The sequence below is a fragment of the Shinella sp. genome, from assembly GCF_035998705.1.
Classification (GTDB): domain Bacteria; phylum Pseudomonadota; class Alphaproteobacteria; order Rhizobiales; family Rhizobiaceae; genus Shinella.
Window position 1 is genome coordinate 561,157 of sequence record NZ_DASYHH010000027.1, and the last position, 20,911, is coordinate 582,067.

Below are 20,911 nucleotides of genomic sequence, written 5' to 3' on the forward strand. Positions count from 1 at the left end.
TCAGGACTGCGGCGCATCCCTCGCCGGACGGATCGAATAGGGGATCGTGCGGCGCATGTTGTGCTCGATCACCAGGCGCCCCTTGAGAGGCGGCACGGCGCGGCTGGCGCATTGGGTGCGCTCGCAGATGCGGCAGGAAATGCCGATCGGGTCGTAGGCGCCAGCGTTGGTGAGGTCCATATCATCGGCGTAGACGAAGTTTTCCGCGTAGGAGACCTCGCAGCCGAGCGCCAGCGCATAGTGCTGCTGCGGCCGGCGGAATCCGCGCCCGCCGCGCGAGACCTGCATGGAGAGACAGAGATAGCGCGCACCATCCGGCGTTTCGGCGAGTTGGCGGGTGATGCGGCCGGGGCTTTCGAAGGCCTGGTGCGCATTCCACAGCGGACAGGCCGCGCCGAAGCGGGCGAATTGCAGGCGGGTCGCGCTGTGGCGCTTGGTGATGTTGCCTGCCCGGTCGATGCGGGCGAAAAAGATCGGAACGCCTTTCTGGCCGGGCCGCTGAAGCGTCGACAGGCGATGGCAGACCTGCTCGAGGCTCGCCCCGAAACGCGCGGCGAGCAGGTCGAGATCGTGCCGCACCTCGCGCGCCGCCGCCATGAACCTGCGATAGGGCAAAAGCAACGCACCGGCAAAATAATTGTGCAGGCCGATGCGACAGATCTCGTAGGCTTCCGTCGTGCGGAAACCGGCGCCGGCCGCGACGCTATCGACGACCGCCTCCGCATGAAGCTGCGCGATCTGGAGGGCAATCTGGAAATGGCGGGTCGGCGCGGGCAGATAGGGATTGAGCGTGAGCAGACGCGCCTCGGGATCATAGGCGCGCACGAGGTCGTCGTTCTGCGTCGCGCGCGCGACCCTCACCCCATAGTGCCGTTCGAGATAGCCGGAGAGGACCGGCCCCGGATCCGCATCGCCGATGCCGATCTCGGCCGCCAGCGCTTCTGCAAGCATATCCAGATCGCCGATATAGTTGTCGACGAAGTGGAAGAAGTCGCGCACCTCCTCGTAAGGCGTCGCCTCTGCGGCGGTGAGGCTGCGGCCCAGTGTGTCGTTGATGCTGGCGAGCTGTTCGGAATTGTGGCGGTAGGCCCGGTGCGCGGCAATGAGAGCATGCGCGAATCCCGGCGCATTCTGGGTGACGAGCTTCAACTCCTGAAGGCTCGGCGTGTAGCCGTCGAAAAGCGTGTCCGTCAGCGTCTCCGACAGGGCCGAAACCAGCCGGTCGCCCTCCCCGCCGGAGAGTTCGGCAAGGTCGATGCGGAACTTTTCCGCGAGCGCCACCAGCACGCCGGCCGAAACCGGACGCTGGTTGTTCTCGATCTGGTTGAGATAGGAGACGGAAATGCCGAGGCGCTCGGCGAATTGCGCCTGCGTGGCGCGGTTCGCCTGGCGCAGGTCCCGCACCTTGCGGCCGATATAGAGTTTGTTCGCAGCCATGTTTGCAACTTTGCAAATTTACTTTGCAAAATGTGTAACGCCTACATGTGCACCCGATCAAGCGTTCATTTCTGCCGGCATCGGCCGTAAGCAGGATCAAGTTGACCCTTTCCATGGACGGACCGGATGCACGCAATTCTCGACCAACTCGAAGCCCGCCGGCAGGCGGCGCGGCTTGGCGGCGGCCAGCGCCGTATCGATGCCCAGCACGCCAAGGCCAAGCTGACGGCGCGCGAGCGCCTGGACGTGCTGCTCGATGAGGGCTCCTTCGAGGAATACGACATGTACGTCACCCACCGGGCGGTGGAATTCGGCATGGCCGAGCAGAAGGTGGCCGGGGACGGCGTCGTCACCGGCTGGGGCACGATCAACGGCCGGCAGGTCTATGTGTTCAGCCAGGACTTCACCGTGCTCGGCGGCTCGCTGTCGGAAACCCATGCGCAGAAAATCTGCAAGATCATGGACATGGCGGTAAGGAACGGTGCCCCGGTCATCGGCCTCAACGACAGCGGCGGTGCGCGCATCCAGGAGGGCGTGGATTCGCTTGCCGGTTATGCCGATGTCTTCAAGCGCAATGTCGAGGCATCCGGCGTCATCCCGCAGATCTCCGTCATCATGGGGCCGTGCGCGGGCGGCGCGGTCTATTCGCCGGCCATGACCGATTTCATCTTCATGGTGCGCGATTCGTCCTACATGTTCGTCACCGGCCCGGATGTGGTGAAGACGGTCACCAACGAGATCGTCACCGCCGAGGAACTGGGCGGTGCCCGCACCCACACGCAAAAATCCTCCGTCGCCGACGGCGCTTATGAAAACGACATCGAGGTGCTGGAGCAGGTCCGCGCCCTGTTCGATTTCCTGCCGCTCAACAACCGCCAAAAGCCGCCGCTGCGCCCCTTCCACGACGACCCGGCGCGACTGGAGGCGCGGCTCGACACGCTGGTCCCCGACAGTTCCAACAAGCCCTACGACATGAAGGAACTGATCACGGCGGTCGCCGACGAGGGCGATTTCTTCGAAATCCAGGAGGCTTTCGCCCGGAACATCATCACCGGCTTCGTGCGTATCGAGGGCGAGACGGTGGGCGTCGTCGCCAACCAGCCAATGGTGCTGGCCGGCTGCCTCGACATCGATTCTTCACGCAAGGCCGCGCGTTTCGTGCGCTTCTGCGATGCCTTCAACATCCCGATCCTGACGCTGGTCGACGTGCCGGGCTTCCTGCCGGGCACCGCCCAGGAATATGGCGGCGTCATCAAGCATGGCGCGAAACTCCTCTTCGCCTATAGCCAGGCCACCGTGCCGATGGTGACGCTGATCACGCGAAAAGCCTATGGCGGGGCCTATGACGTGATGGCCTCCAAGCATATCGGCGCGGACGTGAACTATGCCTGGCCGACCGCCGAGATCGCGGTGATGGGCGCCAAGGGTGCGGCGGAAATCCTCTACCGTTCCGAACTCGGCGACCCGGAAAAGATCGCCGCCCGCACGAAGGAATATGAGGAACGCTTCGCCAACCCCTTCGTCGCCGCCGAGCGCGGCTTCATCGACGAAGTGATCATGCCGCATTCCTCGCGCCGCCGCATCGCCCGCGCCTTCGCTTCCCTGCGCGGCAAGCAGGTGGAAACGCGCTGGAAGAAGCACGACACGATTCCGTTGTAACCTCCCCTCCGTCATGCCCGGGCTCGACCCGGGCATCCACATTCTGATGCCCGCGGCCGTGTTGGGTCCTCGGGTCAAGCCCGAGGATGACGGGCGGATAGGTAAGAGACTGCATGTTCAAGAAAATCCTCATCGCAAACCGCGGCGAAATCGCCTGCCGCGTCATCAAGACCGCGCGGAAACTCGGTATCGCCACCGTCGCCGTCTATTCCGATGCCGACCGGGGCGCACTGCATGTCACCATGGCCGACGAGGCGGTGCATATCGGCCCCGCGCCGTCATCCCAGTCCTATATCGTCATCGACAAGATACTTGAGGCCATCCGCAAGACCGGCGCGGACGCGGTGCATCCGGGCTACGGCTTCCTGTCGGAAAACGCTGCTTTTGCCGAGGCGCTGGAAAAGGAAGGCGTCGCCTTCATCGGCCCGCCGGTGGGCGCGATCCAGGCGATGGGCGACAAGATCACGTCGAAGAAGCTCGCCGCCGAGGCCGGCGTCAGCACGGTGCCCGGCCATATGGGGCTGATCGAGGATGCCGACGAGGCGGTAACGATCGCCTCTCGCATCGGCTATCCCGTGATGATCAAGGCGTCTGCCGGTGGCGGCGGCAAGGGCATGCGCATCGCCTGGAACGATGCCGAGGCACGCGAGGGCTTCCAGTCCTCCAGGAACGAGGCGAAGAGCGCGTTCGGCGACGACCGCATCTTCATCGAGAAATTCGTGACGCAGCCGCGCCATATCGAGATCCAGGTGCTGGGCGATAAACACGGCACCACGCTCTATCTCGGCGAGCGCGAATGCTCCATCCAGCGGCGCAACCAGAAGGTCGTGGAGGAAGCCCCCTCGCCCTTTCTCGACGCGGCGACGCGCAAGGCGATGGGCGAGCAGGCCGTGGCGCTCGCCAAGGCCGTCGGCTATCATTCCGCCGGAACGGTGGAATTCATCGTCGACGGAGAGCGCAACTTCTACTTCCTCGAAATGAACACGCGCCTGCAGGTGGAGCATCCGGTGACGGAGCTGATCACCGGCATCGACCTCGTCGAGCAGATGATCCGCGTGGCGGCCGGCGAGAGGCTTGCCTTCGGGCAGGAGGACGTGCGCCTCGATGGCTGGGCCATCGAAAGCCGCCTCTATGCCGAAGACCCCTACCGCAATTTTCTACCGTCGATCGGCCGCCTCACCCGCTATCGCCCGCCGGTGGAAGGCGAGCAGGCGGACGGCACCGTGGTGCGCAACGATACCGGTGTCTTCGAGGGCGGCGAGATCTCGATGTATTACGACCCGATGGTCGCAAAACTCTGCACCTGGGCGCCGGACCGGCTCTCCGCCATCGACGCCATGGCGCGCGCGCTCGACGATTTCGAGGTGGAAGGCATCGGCCACAACCTGCCCTTCCTCTCCGCCGTGATGGGCAACCCGCGTTTTCGCGACGGACAGCTCACCACCGCCTTCATCGCGGAAGAATTTCCGGATGGTTTCCACGGCGTCGCGCCGGATGCAGCCGCCGCCCGGCAGCTTGCCGCCGTCGCCGCCTTCGTCCAGCAGGCCTTGCAGGAACGCGCCGCGAAGATCTCCGGCACGATCGGTAACCACCGCCGCATCGTCGGTCGCGAATGGGTCGCAAGCCTTGCCGGCGGCGACCACGCGCTGACGCTGGAAACCGGCCAGGACGGTCTTGCCGTGCATTTCGACGATGGCGAGACGCTGACTGTCGTGGGCAAATGGACGCCCGGCTGCCGCCACGCGATCTTTACTGTGGCGGGCATGCGCATGGGCATAAAGGTGGATCTCGTCGGATCGGCGATCCGCCTGCGCTGGCGCGGCACGGACGTGACGGCGCATGTGCGTGAGCCCCGCGTGGCGGCGCTCGCCCGGCTGATGCCACAAAAGCTGCCGCCCGATACGTCGAAGCTGCTACTCTGCCCTATGCCCGGCGTCATCACCACGCTTCTCGTCACGGAAGGCGAAACGGTCGAGGCGGGACAGACGCTCGCCACCGTCGAGGCGATGAAGATGGAAAACGCGATGAAGGCCGAGCGCCGCGGCACGGTCAGGCGCATCGCCGTCACGATCGGGCAAAGCCTGGCCGTGGACGAAACGATCCTGGAGTTCGAATGATGGCCGGCAAGACTTTTGCGGACTGGGAAGCGCTGGCGGAAAAGGAACTGCGCGCCTCGCCCGACACGCTGACCTGGCAGACGCCCGAAGGCATCGCGGTCAAACCACTCTATACGCAGGACGACCTCGCCGGCACCGGCCATCTCGGTTCCGTGCCGGGCTTTGCGCCCTTCGTGCGCGGCCCGCGCGCCACCATGTATGCCGGCCGACCCTGGACGATCCGGCAATATGCCGGCTTCTCGACGGCCGAGGCCTCGAACGCCTTCTACCGCAAGGCGCTCGCCGCCGGCCAGCAGGGCGTCTCCGTCGCCTTCGACCTGGCCACCCACCGCGGCTACGACAGCGACCACCCACGCGTCGTCGGCGATGTCGGCAAGGCGGGTGTCGCCATCGACAGCGTGGAGGACATGAAGATCCTCTTCTCCAACATTCCGCTGGAGAAAATCTCCGTCTCCATGACGATGAACGGTGCGGTGATCCCGATCCTCGCAAGTTTCATCGTCGCCGGCGAAGAACAGGGCGTCGCGCGCGAAAACCTGTCCGGGACCATCCAGAACGACATCCTCAAGGAGTTCATGGTCCGCAACACCTACATCTACCCGCCGCAGCCCTCGATGCGGATCATCGCCGACATCATCGACTACACGGCGCGCGAAATGCCGAAGTTCAACTCGATCTCGATCTCCGGCTACCACATGCAGGAGGCGGGCGCGACGCTGGTGCAGGAACTCGCCTTCACCATCGCCGACGGGCGTGAATATGTGCGCGCCGCCATCGCCAAGGGGCTCTCCGTCGACGAGTTCGCCGGCCGCCTCTCCTTCTTCTTCGCGATCGGCATGAATTTCTTCATGGAGGCGGCCAAGCTGCGCGCTGCCCGCCTGCTCTGGAACCGTGTGATGGACGAGTTCCAGCCGAAGAAGGCGTCCTCGCGCATGCTGCGCACCCATTGCCAGACGTCCGGCGTCTCTTTGCAGGAGCAGGACCCCTACAACAACATCGTACGCACCGCCTTCGAGGCGATGTCGGCGGTGCTCGGCGGCACGCAGTCGCTGCACACCAATTCCTTCGACGAGGCGATTGCGCTTCCGACGGAATTTTCCGCCCGCATCGCCCGCAATACCCAACTCATCCTCCAGCACGAGACGGGTGTCACCAAGGTGGTCGATCCGCTGGCCGGCTCCTACTATGTCGAAAGCCTTACCCATGAGCTTGCCGAAAAGGCCTGGGCGCTGATCGAAGAGGTGGAGGCGATGGGCGGCATGACGAAGGCCGTGATCGAGGGACTGCCGAAACGCCTGATCGAGGAGGCCGCGACCCGCCGGCAGGCCGCCGTGGACCGCGGCGACGAGGTGATCGTCGGCGTCAACAAATACCGGCTGGAGGACGAACAGCCGATCGACATTCTGGAGATCGACAACAGCGCGGTACGCGCCTCGCAGGTCAAACGGCTCGCAGACATCCGCCGCCGGCGCGACGGCGCGGCGGTGGCCGCAGCGCTCGCAGCACTGGAAACGGTCGCGAAGACCGGCGAAGGCAACCTTCTGGAAGCGGCCGTCGCCGCGGCGCGGGCGCGTGCAACGGTGGGGGAGATTTCCGATGCCATGCGCCGCGCCTTCGGCGACCACGCCGCCGTGCCCGACGTGGTCGGCGATATCTACGGCCCCGCCTATGGCGACGACCCGGAATACAGGACGCTTGCCGGCCGCATTGCCGAGCACGGCGCCAGGCCGAAGATCATGGTGGCGAAACTCGGCCAGGACGGCCACGACCGTGGGGCGAAGGTGATCGCCTCGGCCTTCGGCGACCTCGGCTTCGATGTGCTGATGGGGCCGCTCTTTCAGACGCCGGAGGAGGCGGCCGACCTTGCCGTCGGCGCGAAGGTGCAGGTCGTCGGCATGTCCTCGCTTGCCGCCGGACACAAGACGCTTGCGCCGGCGCTGGTCGCGGCACTGCGCGAGCGCGGGGCGCAGAACGTCGTCGTGGTCGTCGGCGGCGTCATTCCGCGCCAGGATTACGACTTCCTGCTCGAACACGGCGTATCGGCCGTGTTCGGCCCCGGCACCAACGTGCTCGATGCCGCCAATGCCGTGCTCGACCTCGTCGAGGGCCGCATCCGCAACCAATAGGAGAAGCCATGCTCGGAGCGCTCAACCACGTCGCCATCGCCGTTCCCGACCTTGCTGCGGCCGCGGACCGCTACGCCGCGCTCGGCGCAAAGATCTCCGCCCCGCAGGACCTGCCCGAACATGGCGTCACCATCATCTTCGTGGAGCTGCCCAACACCAAGATCGAACTGCTCCATCCTCTCGGCGAGACCTCCCCCATCGCCGGTTTCCTGGAGAAGAACCCGGCCGGCGCTATCCACCATCTCTGCTTCGAGGTCGCGGATATAGGCGCGGCAGCCGAGGCCATTCGCGCCACCGGCGCCCGCATCCTCGGCGACGGCACACCGAAGATCGGCGCCCACGGCAAACCCGTGCTCTTCGCTCACCCGAAGGATTTTCACGGCGCGCTCGTCGAATTCGAAGAAATCTAGGTTCGAGCAGCAAAGGCTCTATCTTTACAATCGGCGCTTCAGGCGATTGCCTGCGGCGCTACGCACCTTTATCGATCTTGCTTGACGGGTGCGTCGCGCCTGGTTCTCACCTTCGGAGTGTGTCCTTGGATCAGCAAGAGATCGGCAACATCGTGGACTGGCTCGTGCGGCAGGGGCTGGACGGGACGGACCCGGCCGAGCTGCTCGCGGGCTTCTGCCGCCGGCTCCGCCTGCTGGGCATCGAGCTCGAACAGGCGGTGATCTTCATCGATACGCTGCATCCCGTGCTCGAATCGCAGGGTTATTTCTGGGACGTCAAGGAAGAGGCCAATGCCGGGCGGCGGGATTTTCTGCGGCTGGAGGCCGTACGCTATGAACAGCAATGGCTCGACAGCCCGTTCCATCATCTCCTGGAAAACGGGCTCGATGAAGTGCGCGTGCTGCTTTCCAACTACGGGAACTATACATTCCCGGTGCTCGACGACATGCGGGAGGCAGGCCACACCGACTATTTCGTCCAGTTGCACAGGCTGGGAAGCACGGCCTCGATCGGCGAGATCGACGGGCTGTTTTCGCGGTGGTCGACAAAACGGCCAGGCGGCTTCAGCGAGGAGGATCTCGTTTGCCTGCGGCGCATCGTGCCCGCTTTCGCGCTGGCCGTGAAATCCACGGCACTGCGCCAGATCACCAGCTCGCTCGCCGAGGTTTACCTGGGGCGCGATGCGGCGCGGCGCGTGCTCAAGGGACGCATCGAGCGGGGCAAGGTCGACAGCATCCACGCCGTGCTGTGGTTCTCGGACATGCGCAATTATACCTCGCTCTCGGAAAGCGTGCCCGGCAACGAACTGATCGCCATGCTGGGCGACTATGCCGAGGCGGTCATCTCCGCCGTGCATGGGGCGGGCGGCGACGTCCTCAAATTGATCGGCGACGGCACGCTCGCCATCTTCAACCATGCCGACCCACAGGAAGCCGCCGCTGCAAGCCTCAAGGCCTGGCATGACCTCGCAGAACGCATAGACGCGCTCAACACGACGCGGCAGGCCGCCGGGCTCGCCACCACGACCGTCCATGTCGGGCTCCATGTCGGCGAGGTGTTCTACGGCAATATCGGCAGCGACGAGCGGCTGGATTTCACCGTCATCGGGCCGGCCGTCAACGAAGCCTCGCGCATCGTCGCCGCCACCCGAAAGGTCGATCGCCCGCTGCTGATCTCGGACGACCTGTTTGCCCTGCTCTCCACCTCGGAGAGCGACACGTTCGAGGATCTCGGCCAGTTCCGCCTGAAAGGCGTGACGCGCAAGCGGCGGCTGCACGCCCCACGGCGCCTGCAAGCCTGACTAGCCGGCACTCGCGCCCTGGAATTCCAGCAGGCGGCGCCGCAGCCGCGGCAAGGCGAAATCCAGGAAGCTGCGCATTTTCAGCGGCATCTGGCCGCGCGCCGCATGCACGACGTTCACCGGCGCCGGCTCCGGTTCGAACGGCTCGAGAACGATCCGCAGGCTGCCCGCCTTGACGGCATCCGCGACCTGATACTGGAACAGCCGTATAACACCGACATGGAGGAGGGCCGCGCGAATGGCCGCCTCGACGGTCGTGACCGAAAGGCGCGGCGCCATCGGGACCAGCGTGGATGCCTTCGTCTGCGGATCGGTAAGCCGCCAGTTGGCGGAGGAACCGGGGCCGTCGAAAACGATGCAGGGCATCTCCTGCAACGCGGCCACCGCCTGCGGCACGCCGTGGACCGCCAGCAGCCTGGGGCTCGCGCAGATGACCGTGCGCATCGAGCCGACGGTCGTCGCGATCATCGCACTGTCGGGAAGCCTGCCGATGCGCACCGCCATGTCGACGTGATCTTCCACGAGCTGGACGTTTCGATCGAGCAGCAGCAGCCGGATGTTGATGTCCGGAAACTGGTCGAGGAAGTCGGCGACGATCGGCAGGACATGAAGCTGGCCGAACTGCACCGGTGCTGTGATGACGAGCTCGCCTTTGGGCGCGGTAAATTCGCCAGAAACCTCGCGCTCGGCCTCATCCACCTGATCGATGATCCGCCGGGCGGCGGTCAGGTAGGTAACCCCGGCATCGGTCAGGCTGAGCTTGCGCGTGGTGCGGACAAGGAGCTTTGCCCCGAGCGCCGCCTCAAGGTCGGAAATTTTCCTGGCAACGGTCGTCAGCGGCACGCCCAGCCGTCTTGCCGCCGCTGAAAAGCTGCCGCTATCGACGACGTCGATCAGCAGGGACATGGCGCCGAGACGATCCATCCATATTCCCATTTTTCGGTTAGTTCATAACCAGAAATAGCTGATTATCCCGTAAATCGAAATGACTAAATTCATTTCCATCGAAGTCAATCGTTGGAGCGCGGCCATGGGCTACGGATTTATGGACATTGCAGTGACGCCGAGCGTGCGGGCGGTGCAGGCCGAAATGGGAGCCGACGGCATCTGGTCGGACTTTCGCGGGCATCGGGAGTTCGACCGGTTCGGCGAGAACGAAAAAGCCTTCATCGCCGAGCGCGACAGCGTCTACATCGCCTCCGTGTCGGAGACCGGCTGGCCCTATGTCCAGCATCGTGGCGGCCCGCGCGGCTTCCTCAAGGTGATCGATGACCGGACCCTGGCCTTCGCGGACTATCGCGGCAACCGGCAATACATAAGCACCGGAAATTTCGCGGCGAACGACCGCGCCTGCCTCTTCCTGATGGATTATCCGAGACGGGCGCGGCTGAAGATCTATGCCCATGTCGAAAGACTGGAGCTGGACGAGGACCCAGCGTTGACCGCGCTGGTCACGGATGGCCCGTACAGGGCGAAGCTTGAGCGCATCTTCCGCCTGCGGCTCGAAGCCTTCGACTGGAACTGCCCGCAGCACATCGTTCCGCGGTTTACCGAAGACGAGATCGCCAATGCTGTCCAGCCGTTGCGCGAGCGTCTCGCGGCACTTGAAGCGGAAAACGCCGAACTGAGAGCCCGGGCCGACTGAATTGCGCCGGCTTCATCTCTCCAGGCCTATTTCCGCGAGCATCAGCCGAGGCTTCTAGCGTTCTCGGGCAACAAGCCTACAAGCGCTATCTCCCGGACGCCCAGGTTCTTGATACGGGCCGCTTTGCACTTGAAACCCATGCCGACGAAATCGCTGACGCGATCAGTGTCTTTCTCAGGGCCTGAGATAGCGGCGAGCGCCAGCCCTTGGCCGGCGCTCGTTGCCCATCAGAGGCCGAGCGCGATGCCGTCCTTGCGCGATTCGGAGCCGCCGGTCAGCGTGCCGTTCTCCCAGTCGATGCGGATCGCCTGCGCGCCGCCGATGGGATCCTCCGCCGGGGCGATCGTGAAGCCGCGTCGGCGGAGCTCTTCGGCGGTCGCCGCCGGCAGCGTGTGTTCCGCCTCGACAAGCGTGCCGTCGGATTTCGGGATCAACCGCGGCAGGTCGATCGCCTCCTGCAAATCCATGCCGTAGTCGAACACCTTGGAAATCAGGTGCGCATGGCCCATCGCCTGGTAGTAGCCACCCATCACGCCGAAGGGCATCTCGACCCTTCCGGCGCGCGTGACCATGCCGGGGATGATCGTGTGCAGCGGCCGCTTCAGCGGCGCCACCACGTTCCGATGGCCGGGTTTCAGCGAGAAACTCTGGCCGCGATTGTGCAGGACCACGCCCGAGCGCGGCGCAACGAGACCAGTGCCGAAACTGTCGAAGACCGAGTTGATGAAGCTGACGGCATTGCGATCGCGGTCCACCACGGAAATATAGACCGTGTCGCGATGGAGCGGCATGTCGAAGGGCGGCAAGTCAGTCAACGCGCCGCGAAGGTCGATCATGCCGGCCAGCCTGTCGGCCAATGCGTCCGACAGTAACTCTTCAACCGGCACATCCGCCTTGTCCGGATCGGCGAGCCAGGCGTCGCGCGCGGCATAGGCGAGCCGCGTCGCCTCGATCTCGATATGCAGCCGGTCGGGCGATTGCGGATCGCCCTTCGCCTCGAAGCGGCTCAAGATGTTGAGGATCAGGAGCGCGATGATGCCCTGGCCGTTCGGCGGGCATTCATGAATCGTGTATCCGCGAAAATCGGTGGTGACCGGCGTGACATAGGCCCCGCGCGCCGTCGCAAAATCCTCCATCCTGTGCAGTCCGCCGAGCGAACGGAGATAGGACACCATGTCTTCCGCGACGGGCCCGGTGTAGAAGCCGTCGCGGCCATCGACTGCGATCCGCTTCAGCGTTTCGGCGAGTTCCGGCTGACGGTGGACCTCGCCGATTTTCGGCGCGCGACCGGCGGGCAGGAAGATGCGCGCGGCGGTCGGATCGGCCGCCAGCAACTCCTCCTCCAGCGACCAGTCGCGATGCACCCGCGGCGTGATCGCATAACCTTCCGCGGCAAAGCGGATTGCCGGGGCCAGGACATCGGCGAACGGAAGTCGGCCGTGATCGGCGTGGAGTTGCACCCAGGCATCGATGGCGCCGGGAATGGTCACCGCCGCCGGCGACTGGCGCGGCACCTCCGTCAGGCCCCGCTCGATAAACCAGTCGAGTGTCAGCGCCACCGGCGTGCGGCCGGAACCGTTAAAGGCGACGACCCTGTCGGAGCCCTCCGGCGCGAACAGCACGAAACAGTCGCCGCCGATGCCGGTCGAGCCCGGCTCGACGGCGCATTGCACGGCGGACGCGGCAATGGCCGCATCCATGGCATTGCCGCCGGCCTCCATGATCTGCAATGCCGTCAGCGTCGCGGACGGATGCGATGTCGCCGCCATCGCCTGGCGGGATACGGCGACGGACCGTGTCGGCTTCTCGAAATTGCGCATGCTGTTCCTCTTCTTCGTGGCCAGCCGCTGGAATCAGCGCCGGCTCGGGGTCGCGAAATCGGCCAGCAGGGGCGCCGTGCCGAGAATATGCTCCTGCATCACCTGTTCGGCGTGGCGCGCATCGCCCGAACGTAGCGCCGCAATCAACGCCGCATGCTCCTCCCGGGCGGAAAGCGGCTTGTCGACATAGTCGAACCAGATGCGCATGTAGGGCTCGATGACCACATGCAGCGCCGAGATCTGGTGAATGAGTTTCGGCCGGCCGCTCAGCGCATAGATCCGGCCGTGAAACTCCTGGTGGCGCACGACCCAGTCGCTGCTGCCGCTCTGGCCGGCGCGTTCCATGCGCGCGAGCAACCGTTCGAGTTCATCCAGCATATCCTCGTCGATGCGGGGAACCGCGAGGCGCACGGCAAGTCCCTCCAGCACGGAGCGCATCTCGAAGGCTTCGTACAATTCGTCGAGCGTGAGGCCGGCGACGATGCAGCCGCGATTGGGACGCAGAACCACGAGACCGTCCGAGGCAAGCCGCCGGAAGGCCTCGCGAACCGGCATGCGGCTCATGCCGATCTCGGCGGCAATATCCTCGGGGATCAGCCGTTCGCCCGCCTTGTAGCGGCCAAGACGCAGCGCCTGCTGGATATGGCGATAGGCTTCCTCCTCCGCGGTCGCGGCGGCATTCGGCTGGCTGGAGAAACCTGCGGACATGGCATGGAACCAAAAAGTATTTTTGTATCCACTTATCCAATCACTGCCGATGTGCACCGTCAAGCCGGCGCGTGCCGAAATAATCAGCCGGCGTTCGCTGTCGGCACAAAACCCTTGCCGAACCGTTCCCGCACCCGGCTGGAGAAGGCAGAAACGGTGGCGCGGTTGGCCGAGGCCGCGGTGACGAGCACGAACTCGACATCCTCCAGAACAGGCAGGTGGGGCGGGACGATCTCGCGAAGCCCGGCCGGGGCGAGGCTGCGCGGCTGGACGAGCACGCCCATGCCGGCCCGCGCCGCCGCGGTCAGCCCGCTGAGGCTGTGACACGAGCAAACGATGCGCCAAGGCATGCCGCTGCGTTCCAGCGCCTCCATCAGCAGCACACGCGTCACGCTCGGCGGCGGGAAGACGATCAGCGGCAGGGCGGGTTTCGCAAGCACCGCTTCGGGATCACTCGCCAGCCAGACAAGCGGCTCGCGCAGCACCCCGTCGCCCCTTTTGTCGCCGATCCGACGCTTGGCCATGACGAGATCGAGCTCGCCGCGATCCTGCATTTCGGCGAGCGACTTCGACAGCGCGACCGAAAGCTGGAGATCGACCGAGGGATAATCGGCGATAAAATCCTCGAGCAAGCCCGGCAGCTGTCCGCTCACCAGATCCTCGGAAACGCCGAGCCGGAAGACGCCGCGCGGCGTTTCGGCCTCGAACTGCGCGACGGCCTGGCGTTCCAGGGCGAGGAGCTGTCGGGCGTGCGGCAACAGGGCTTCCCCGTCGGCGGTGAGCCGGACCGTGTGCGTGTCGCGATGGACGAGGCGTCGGCTCAGGCTGCGCTCCAGCCGTTGCAGATGCTGGCTGACGGTCGACTGGCCGAGGTCCAGCCGTTCGGCGGCGAGCGTGAAGCTCTTGAGCTGGGCCACCGTCACGAAGCTGCGCAACTGCACCATGTCAAGCATATCGCGATCCTCGATAACTGTTATTCCTTGCATTGTGAATCAGGATATCAAAGATCGGCAGCCTGTCGAGACTGATGGATTCCGGACCGTCCCATGAAAAGCCTTCTCCCCGATACCTTCACCCTGCTTCTCATCGCCGCCGTGGGCCTTGCCTCCCTTCTGCCGATTTCCGGCGAGCCGGCAGCGTGGTTCGGGATTGCCACCAATATCGCGATCGCCGGCCTGTTCTTCCTGCATGGTGCGCGCCTTTCCACCGACGTGGTGATTGCCGGCTTCCTGCACTGGCGATTGCAGATCTTCATCCTGGCGACCACCTTCGTGGTGTTCCCGCTGCTCGGCCTCGGGCTCGGCATCCTGTCGCCCTGGCTGATCACGCAGCCGCTCTATCTCGGCCTGCTTTTCCTGTGTGTGCTGCCGTCGACGGTGCAATCGTCGATCGCCTTCACCTCGATTGCCGGCGGCAACGTGCCGGCGGCGATCTGCGCCGCCTCGACTTCCAACATTCTCGGCATCTTCCTGACGCCCGCCCTTGTCGCCATGCTGTTTTCGGCCGGCGGTCATGTCGGCGTGTCGTTCGACATGGTCTGGAAGATCATGCTCCAGCTCTTCCTGCCCTTCGTGGCCGGCCAGCTCTTGCAGCCCTTCATCGGCAAGTGGGTGCGCGCGCGCAAGTCACTGCTCACGCCCTTCGACCGCGGCTCCATCCTGATGGTCGTCTATCTCGCCTTCTCGGATGCGGTGACGGAGGGCGTCTGGCACCAGCTGGAGGCACAGGACCTGGCCATGCTCGTCGCGCTGGACGCCCTGCTGCTCGTGGTCGTGCTCCTCGTCACCAGCCTTGGCGCAAAGCTCTTCGGCTTCAACCGCGAGGATCGTATCACCGCCGTCTTCTGCGGCTCGAAGAAAAGCCTGGCGAGCGGCGTGCCGATGGCGGGCGTGATCTTCGCCGGCCAGCCGATCGGTGCGATCGTCCTGCCGCTGATGCTGTTTCACCAGATCCAGCTGATGGTCTGCGCCTGGCTCGCCCGGATCTACGCCGAGCGCAAGGCGACCGCGATACCCGACGCCGTCTAGCGGATTTCGCGGCTTAGCGCTTGCAGCCGGGTGAAGGCATCGTATCGCTTGGCGTGTTGGGCAGCCGTTTCGCCTTCCGCCGGGTGATAGGTCCGATCGGTCCTCGAAAGGGCCGCCATCGCCGAGCGCGCATTCGGGAAGGCGCCGCCCGCGACGCTGCCGAGAATGGCGGCGCCGAGCAGGACGGGTTCTTCGGCGCGCGTTGCCAGCAACGGCTTGCCCGTCGCATCGGCCAAAAGCTGGCGCACGAGATCGAGCTGGCCGGCGCCGCCGCTGATCACGATCTTGTCGATCGGCGCACCGGCCGCGGTCTGTGTCTCGATGATCTGGCGCAGGCCGTAGCCGATGCCGCAGAGGCCGGCAATGTAGAGCGAGATAAGGTTGTCGAGATCACGCTCCATGCCGAGGCCGACGATCGCCGCGCGGGCGTGCGGATCGGCGAAAGGCGCACGATTGCCGAGGAATTCCGGCACGACATGTACGCCGTCGGCCAATTCCACCACGGCTGACAACGTTTTTGCCTTTTCAGCCGCCAGTTCGGCGAGCAGAACCGGCAGCGAGAGGCCGCGTGTCTTTGCCAGTGCGGCCGCTTCACCGGCCGCCGGATGGAAGGAGAGGAGTTGTTCGATCGCGGCGCCGGCCGCCGACTGCCCACCCTCGTTCAGCCACATGCCGGGCACCATGGCGGAAAAGTAAGGCCCCCAGACGCCCGGCACGAAGACCGGCTCATGGGTCGAGGTCATGGTGCAGGACGACGTGCCGAAGACGTAGCCGAGATTGTTTTCCGGCGGGCCATCGACACCCACCGTGCCGATACCACCCGCATGGGCGTCGATCATGCCGGCGCCGACCGGTGTGCCGGCGGCAAGGCCGAGTTCTTCCGCCGCGCGCGCGGTGAGGCCGTTGCCGAGCGGTGTGCCGGGCTCGACGACCTGCTGGCCGATGCGGGAAAAATCCTCGTCCGCCAGAATGCCGAGACCGATCTCGCGGAAATAGCTCGGGTCCCAGCGCTTCTCATGCGCCAGATAGGTCCATTTGCAGGTGACAGTGCAGGTGGAGCGGGCGAGATCGCCTGTCGCGCGCCAGGTGAGGAAATCCGCCAGGTCGAAGAACTGCCAGGCGGCGTCGAAGACATGCGGACGGTTTTCCTTGAGCCAGAGCAGTTTCGGCGTTTCCATCTCCGGCGAGATGCGGCCGCCGACATAGCGCAAAACCTCGTGGCCAAGCGCATTGATGCGCTCGACCTGATCGACGGCCCGGTGGTCCATCCAGACGATGATGTCGCGCTCGGGATTTTCCGACGGCCCGACGGGCAGCGGCGCCCCTTCCTTGCCGAGCACGACCAGCGAGCAGGTCGCATCGACACCGATGCCGGCGACTTGCTCCGGTGCCACACCCGCCTTGGCGACGGCCTCGCGCACCGATGCGCAGACGGCCGCCCAGATTTCCGTGCTCGACTGCTCGACCATCGCGCCCGCCTCGCGAAACAGCGAAATGTCGCGCTTGCCCGAGGCCAGCATGCGGCCGTTGAGATCGAAGAGGCCGGCTCTGGCGCTTCCCGTGCCGACGTCGACGCCGACCAGGTAGCGTTCGGAGGAAGGGGTGTTCATGGGGCTACCGCCTGCAATCAGAAATGTTTCCGGCAAACGGCCTCATGCCGCCCGCCGCTTGTTTAGAGATCGACGCTGTTGGGCAGGATCACCAGGTCGCGGATCGTGACATTACGCGGCCGGGTCAGCATGAAGAGCACGGCATCGGCCACTTCCTTCGGCTGCATCAGGCTGCCATTGGCCAGCGCCTCGTCCATCTTTTCCTTCGGCCAGTCGTCGAGCAGCGCCGTCACCACCGGCCCCGGCAGGACCGCGCCGACACGCACGCCATGCTGCGACACCTGGCGGCGGGTCGAGTGCACGAAGGCCTGCACGGCGAACTTCGAGGCCGTGTAGATCGGCTCCCAGATGACGGGCACGACGCCGGCAATCGAGCTGGTGAACAGGATATCGCCCGTCTTCTGCTCGATCATGTAGGGCAGCACCGCATGGACCGAGCGGAAGGCCGCGTTGATGTTGAGGTTCAGCATGCGGTCCCAGGCATCCGGATCACCCTCCGCCACCGGGCCGCCGATATAGGCGCCGGCATTGGCGTGAAAGACGTCGAGCCCGCCGGCAATGTCGAGGATGCGCGGCAGCATGCCGGACACCTCGGACGGTTTCAGCAGATCGACGACGAGCGGCAGGGCGTTCGGGCCGAGCTCCTTGCAGAGCTGTTCCAGCTTGTCCTGCGCCCGGTCGACGAGCACCACCTTCGCGCCTTCGGCAAGCAAGGTCCTGGCGCATTCGAGGCCGATGCCGGATGCGGCACCCGTGATGGCGGCAATCTTGCCCTTCATGAGGTCAGCCATGGTCTAGAACTCCATTCCAGTATGTTAAGCGCGACCGTGGCTGACACGGGAGCGACGGGCAAGCGAATCGACGATAACCGCGATGGCGAGAACGCCGCCGGTGATCATATAGCGCAGAGACGACGAGAGGTTGAGCAGCGTCAGGCCGTTCGAGATCGCCTGGATGACGATGATGCCGAGCAGCGCGGAATAGGCGCTGCCGCGTCCGCCGAACAGGCTGGTGCCGCCGATGACCGCTGCGGCGATCGCATTGAGGTTGACGTCGCCCGTGCCGGCCTGCTGGCTGGACGAGGCAAGCCGCGAGGCCGAGAGGATACCGCCGAGCGCCGCGAGCGTCGAGCAGAGCATGAAGGCGCTCATATAGATGCGGCGGACATTGATGCCGGAGCGGCGCGCGGCCTCTTTGTTGCCGCCGACGGCGAACATCGAGCGGCCCCATTTGGTGCGCGTCAGCGCGTAGTTGAGGATCACGGCGAGCGCGATGAACAGCGCGAACATCCACGGAATGCCGCGGCCGAGATTGAGGTAGAACACGGCCGCTTCCAGCACCACCGTCAGCACGACGGCCTTCAGGATCAGCGCCCGCATCGGCTGGGCGGAGAGGTTCGCGGCAAGGCGCTGGGTGCGCGTGCGCAGTCCCCGGCCGATCATCACGAGGCCCGGCACGAGCGCCAGCGTATAGGACAGCCAGTCCGGCATGATCAGGATCTGGCCGAAGCGCACGAGCGGCGAGGCATAGGGCAGGTTGATCGAGCCGGTCGGGCCGAGGATATAGAGTTGCAGGCCAAGCAATGCCAGCAGGCCGGCAAGCGTCGCGACGAAGCTCGGCATGCCGAGGCGGTTGTAGAGCATGGCGTAAAGCATGCCGACGCCCGCACCGACCACCAGCGCGACGATGATCGCACCCGCGACCGGCCAGCCCATATTGACCCAGATGACGCCGACCAGGGCCGAGGCGAGCCCGCTCATGGAGCCGACGGAGAGGTCGATTTCGCCGAGCACCAGCACACAGACGATGCCGAGCGAAATGACGCCGACCGTGGCGCAGTCGAACAGCAGGTTCACCAGGTTGTTTGGCGCCAGGAAGATCGGGTTCAGCGCCGAGAAGACGATGGAGATGACGACGAGGCCGACGGCGACCGGCAGCATGCCGAGGTCGCCGGAGCGCACGCGATCGATGAACCCTTTCGCCATGGCGGAAAGGCTGTCGTCGTGGCGCACGCGCTCGTCGCTGCGGTCGAGTGTCGGCTGGGAAGGATTCTGGCTCATGCGGCACCCCCGTGATTTTCCTGGACATGCGACTTGCGTTCAGCGCGGCGCGAGACGGAATTGTCGGTGGCACCGGTGATGGCGGAGACCAGCTCCTGATTGGAGGATTCGGGCGTGAAGACGCCGTTGTTCTTGCCCAGCCGCAGCACGACGATGCGGTCTGCGACGGCGCGCACGTCTTCCATGTTGTGGCTGATGATGATGACGCCGAGGCCGCGGTCGCGCACGCGCTCGATGAGGTTCAGCACCTCCGCCGTCTGCGCGACGCCGAGCGCCGCCGTCGGTTCGTCCAGCATGATGAGCCGCGGATTGAGCAGCAGCGAGCGCGCGATGGCGACCGTCTGCCGCTGGCCGCCGGAGAGCGAGGCGATCGGCTCGCGCACGGAGGGAATGCGCGCGGCAAGCTCGCGCAGCAGCGTCCAGGCGCGCACTTCCATGGCGACTTCGTCGAGCGCCCAGGGCGACATTTCGTGGCCGAGAAACAGGTTCGCCACGACGTCGAGATTTTCACAGAGTGCCAGGTCCTGGAACACGGTGGCGATGCCGAGGTCCAGCGCCTTGGCGGGACTGTCGAGCGTCACCTGCTCGCCACAGAATTCGATCGTGCCGGAGGATGCCTGGTGCACGCCGGCGAGCACCTTGACCAGCGTCGACTTGCCCGCGCCGTTGTCGCCGACAAGGGCGACGACTTCGCCGGCCTTCACGTCGAGATCGATATCCGTCAAGGCGGACACGGCGCCGAAATTCTTGGATATGCCGCTCAGGCGCAGCACGGATTCTCCCTTGGCGGGGATGTTTTGAAGCGTGGCTGTCATGGCCTCTGGAACCTCTGGGGCTGACCTCGACTGATCGGGTGTCCGGCCGCGTCAAACGGCCGGACACGATGGGCAGGTTAGTTGATGATGCCGAGTTTACGGCAACCTTCAACATATTCGCCGGTGCAGACTTCTTCCGGCTTGTTGATGCCCTTGTCGAAGATTTCGGCCTTGATGTTCTCCGCCGTCACGACAGCCGGCACGAAAAGCTGCGAGGGCGTTTCGTAGAGCTTGTGGGTCGCTTCCGGAGTTTCGCCCTTGAGCAGCTTCACCGCAACGCCGGCCGCAGCCGCCGCGACGATTTCGGAGGGCTTGGAGATCGTGTTGTACTGGTCGCCCGAGATGATCAGCTGGAGGGCCGCGATCGTCGCGTCATTGCCGGTGACCGGCGGCATTTCCTTGACGCCGGCCGCCTTCAGCGCCGCGATCGCGCCGCCACCCGTGCCGTCGTTCGCCGCGACGATGCCGACGATCTGGTCGCCGAAGCGGGTGATCTGGCCGGCCGCCCATTCCTGCGCCTTCGGCGGCGCCCAGTCCGGCGTGTCGAATTCGGCGAGCGTCTTGTAGGGCGAGGCGTCGAGCGCGGAGTCGATGCCGTCGCGGATAAGACCGGCGGCCGCATCGGTCGGCGAGCCGTTGATCTGGAGCACGCCCGCACCATCGGCAACGCCCTTGGCTTTCAGATGGTCGACCAGCGACTGCGCGATGGCCTTGCCGATGCCCTGGTTGTCGAAGGAGACATAATAATCGGCCGGCTTGTCGGGGATCGGGCGGTCATAGGCGATGACCTTGACGTCCTGTGACTGGGCGATTTCGACCAGTGCTGCGGCCGCGGCGGAATCGACCGGATCGAGTATGACGACCTTGGCGCCCTGCGCGATCACCGAGTTGAACTGCTGCTGCTGGAGGGCGACGTCGGCATTGGCATTCTGGTAGATCACGGTGCAGCTCGGGCACAGCTTTTCCATCTCGGCCTTGAAGCCGGGATAGTCGTGCTGCTCGTAGCGGGTCGAGGCCTGGTCGGGCATCAGGAAGGCGACGGTCGCCCCTTCCTGGGCAAGGGCGGCGCTGCTAAGCGACAGGACGAGGCCGGTCGATGCGAGCAAATAGGTAAGCGTCTTCATTGGGTTCCTCCAC

The 20,911-nt window shown here is 65.2% G+C and carries 17 protein-coding genes and 1 pseudogene; 8 read left to right on the forward strand and 10 right to left on the reverse strand.

The features are described from left to right. A complete protein-coding gene (locus VGN93_RS25795) occupies positions 1–1,437 on the reverse strand; it encodes a helix-turn-helix domain-containing protein (RefSeq protein WP_327509826.1) in 1,437 nt (478 codons plus the stop codon). 126 nt (positions 1,438–1,563) lie between these two features. Here VGN93_RS25795 and VGN93_RS25800 point away from each other — a divergent pair, with 126 nt between their 5' ends. The 5 genes from VGN93_RS25800 to VGN93_RS25820 all read left to right on the forward strand — a co-directional run bounded on the left by VGN93_RS25800 (position 1,564) and on the right by VGN93_RS25820 (position 9,089). After that, positions 1,564–3,096 (forward strand): acyl-CoA carboxylase subunit beta, encoded by a 1,533-nt coding sequence (locus VGN93_RS25800; RefSeq protein ID WP_327509827.1) that lies wholly within the window; start codon positions 1,564–1,566, stop codon positions 3,094–3,096. Positions 3,097–3,209: 113 nt separating this feature from the next. Then, positions 3,210–5,213 carry an acetyl/propionyl/methylcrotonyl-CoA carboxylase subunit alpha gene (locus VGN93_RS25805; RefSeq protein WP_327509828.1) on the forward strand — a complete coding sequence of 668 codons (2,004 nt, stop codon included), beginning with the start codon at positions 3,210–3,212 and terminating at the stop codon, positions 5,211–5,213. Further along, positions 5,213–7,339, forward strand: a complete 2,127-nt coding sequence (gene scpA / locus VGN93_RS25810) for a methylmalonyl-CoA mutase (protein ID WP_327509829.1) — start codon at positions 5,213–5,215, stop codon at positions 7,337–7,339. Before VGN93_RS25805 ends, scpA begins: the two co-directional genes overlap by 1 nt. Positions 7,340–7,347: 8 nt before the next feature. After that, the gene (gene mce, locus VGN93_RS25815) at positions 7,348–7,749 is read left to right on the forward strand and encodes a methylmalonyl-CoA epimerase (RefSeq protein WP_327509830.1); all 402 of its coding nucleotides are present in this window, start codon (positions 7,348–7,350) and stop codon (positions 7,747–7,749) included. Positions 7,750–7,874: 125 nt separating this feature from the next. After that, entirely contained in the window at positions 7,875–9,089 is a 1,215-nt protein-coding gene (locus VGN93_RS25820; protein WP_327509831.1) for an adenylate/guanylate cyclase domain-containing protein, read from the forward strand. Here the strand turns inward: VGN93_RS25820 and VGN93_RS25825 are convergent, their stop codons facing one another. Further along, positions 9,090–10,013, reverse strand: a complete 924-nt coding sequence (locus tag VGN93_RS25825) for a LysR substrate-binding domain-containing protein (RefSeq protein ID WP_327509832.1) — start codon at positions 10,011–10,013, stop codon at positions 9,090–9,092. A gap of 106 nt (positions 10,014–10,119) precedes the next feature. Here VGN93_RS25825 and VGN93_RS25830 point away from each other — a divergent pair, with 106 nt between their 5' ends. Then, a complete protein-coding gene (locus VGN93_RS25830) occupies positions 10,120–10,734 on the forward strand; it encodes a pyridoxamine 5'-phosphate oxidase family protein (protein WP_327509833.1) in 615 nt (204 codons plus the stop codon). Between the two features lie 21 nt (positions 10,735–10,755). Continuing rightward, positions 10,756–10,919: pseudogene (locus tag VGN93_RS25835) on the forward strand (alpha/beta hydrolase); the annotation flags it as partial. A gap of 42 nt (positions 10,920–10,961) precedes the next feature. Here the strand turns inward: VGN93_RS25835 and ggt are convergent. The 3 genes from ggt to VGN93_RS25850 all read right to left on the reverse strand — a co-directional run bounded on the left by ggt (position 10,962) and on the right by VGN93_RS25850 (position 14,215). After that, positions 10,962–12,554: a gamma-glutamyltransferase gene (gene ggt / locus VGN93_RS25840; RefSeq protein ID WP_327509834.1), complete on the reverse strand. Its 1,593-nt coding sequence runs from the start codon at positions 12,552–12,554 to the stop codon at positions 10,962–10,964. A gap of 33 nt (positions 12,555–12,587) precedes the next feature. After that, positions 12,588–13,262, reverse strand: a complete 675-nt coding sequence (locus tag VGN93_RS25845; RefSeq protein WP_327509835.1) for a GntR family transcriptional regulator — start codon at positions 13,260–13,262, stop codon at positions 12,588–12,590. 83 nt (positions 13,263–13,345) lie between these two features. After that, positions 13,346–14,215: a LysR family transcriptional regulator gene (locus VGN93_RS25850; RefSeq protein WP_327509836.1), complete on the reverse strand. Its 870-nt coding sequence runs from the start codon at positions 14,213–14,215 to the stop codon at positions 13,346–13,348. Positions 14,216–14,308: 93 nt separating this feature from the next. On the opposite strand from VGN93_RS25850, the gene VGN93_RS25855 reads away from it, so the two are divergent. Next, positions 14,309–15,289 (forward strand): bile acid:sodium symporter family protein, encoded by a 981-nt coding sequence (locus VGN93_RS25855; protein ID WP_327509837.1) that lies wholly within the window; start codon positions 14,309–14,311, stop codon positions 15,287–15,289. On the opposite strand, the gene VGN93_RS25860 is transcribed toward VGN93_RS25855, so the two are convergent. The 5 genes from VGN93_RS25860 to VGN93_RS25880 form a co-directional block, all read right to left on the reverse strand. Beyond that, positions 15,286–16,899: an FGGY-family carbohydrate kinase gene (locus VGN93_RS25860; protein ID WP_327509838.1), complete on the reverse strand. Its 1,614-nt coding sequence runs from the start codon at positions 16,897–16,899 to the stop codon at positions 15,286–15,288. The genes VGN93_RS25855 and VGN93_RS25860 overlap by 4 nt on opposite strands. A gap of 62 nt (positions 16,900–16,961) precedes the next feature. Next, on the reverse strand, positions 16,962–17,690 hold the full coding sequence (locus VGN93_RS25865; RefSeq protein ID WP_327509839.1) for an SDR family oxidoreductase: 729 nt from the start codon (positions 17,688–17,690) through the stop codon (positions 16,962–16,964). A 24-nt stretch (positions 17,691–17,714) separates the two neighbouring features. After that, positions 17,715–18,959, reverse strand: coding sequence for a sugar ABC transporter permease (locus tag VGN93_RS25870; protein ID WP_319312461.1), 1,245 nt, complete (start codon positions 18,957–18,959; stop codon positions 17,715–17,717). Continuing rightward, positions 18,956–19,774 (reverse strand): ATP-binding cassette domain-containing protein, encoded by an 819-nt coding sequence (locus VGN93_RS25875; protein WP_319312459.1) that lies wholly within the window; start codon positions 19,772–19,774, stop codon positions 18,956–18,958. The genes VGN93_RS25870 and VGN93_RS25875 overlap by 4 nt, the downstream gene beginning before the upstream one ends. Positions 19,775–19,851: 77 nt before the next feature. Next, positions 19,852–20,898, reverse strand: coding sequence for a sugar ABC transporter substrate-binding protein (locus VGN93_RS25880; protein WP_327509840.1), 1,047 nt, complete (start codon positions 20,896–20,898; stop codon positions 19,852–19,854). Between the last annotated feature and the right edge of the window lie 13 nt (positions 20,899–20,911).

Bases quoted from the DNA above. Each gene is read 5' to 3' on its own strand.
- VGN93_RS25795 (WP_327509826.1), bottom strand. From the start codon at position 1,437: ATGGCTGCGAACAAACTCTATATCGGCCGCAAGGTGCGGGACCTGCGC.
- VGN93_RS25800 (WP_327509827.1), top strand. From the start codon at position 1,564: ATGCACGCAATTCTCGACCAACTCGAAGCCCGCCGGCAGGCGGCGCGG.
- VGN93_RS25805 (WP_327509828.1), top strand. From the start codon at position 3,210: ATGTTCAAGAAAATCCTCATCGCAAACCGCGGCGAAATCGCCTGCCGC.
- scpA (WP_327509829.1), top strand. From the start codon at position 5,213: ATGGCCGGCAAGACTTTTGCGGACTGGGAAGCGCTGGCGGAAAAGGAA.
- mce (WP_327509830.1), top strand. From the start codon at position 7,348: ATGCTCGGAGCGCTCAACCACGTCGCCATCGCCGTTCCCGACCTTGCT.
- VGN93_RS25825 (WP_327509832.1), bottom strand. From the start codon at position 10,013: ATGGATCGTCTCGGCGCCATGTCCCTGCTGATCGACGTCGTCGATAGC.
- VGN93_RS25830 (WP_327509833.1), top strand. From the start codon at position 10,120: ATGGGCTACGGATTTATGGACATTGCAGTGACGCCGAGCGTGCGGGCG.
- ggt (WP_327509834.1), bottom strand. From the start codon at position 12,554: ATGCGCAATTTCGAGAAGCCGACACGGTCCGTCGCCGTATCCCGCCAG.
- VGN93_RS25845 (WP_327509835.1), bottom strand. From the start codon at position 13,262: ATGTCCGCAGGTTTCTCCAGCCAGCCGAATGCCGCCGCGACCGCGGAG.
- VGN93_RS25850 (WP_327509836.1), bottom strand. From the start codon at position 14,215: ATGCTTGACATGGTGCAGTTGCGCAGCTTCGTGACGGTGGCCCAGCTC.
- VGN93_RS25855 (WP_327509837.1), top strand. From the start codon at position 14,309: ATGAAAAGCCTTCTCCCCGATACCTTCACCCTGCTTCTCATCGCCGCC.
- VGN93_RS25860 (WP_327509838.1), bottom strand. From the start codon at position 16,899: ATGAACACCCCTTCCTCCGAACGCTACCTGGTCGGCGTCGACGTCGGC.
- VGN93_RS25865 (WP_327509839.1), bottom strand. From the start codon at position 17,690: ATGGCTGACCTCATGAAGGGCAAGATTGCCGCCATCACGGGTGCCGCA.
- VGN93_RS25870 (WP_319312461.1), bottom strand. From the start codon at position 18,959: ATGAGCCAGAATCCTTCCCAGCCGACACTCGACCGCAGCGACGAGCGC.
- VGN93_RS25875 (WP_319312459.1), bottom strand. From the start codon at position 19,774: ATGACAGCCACGCTTCAAAACATCCCCGCCAAGGGAGAATCCGTGCTG.
- VGN93_RS25880 (WP_327509840.1), bottom strand. From the start codon at position 20,898: ATGAAGACGCTTACCTATTTGCTCGCATCGACCGGCCTCGTCCTGTCG.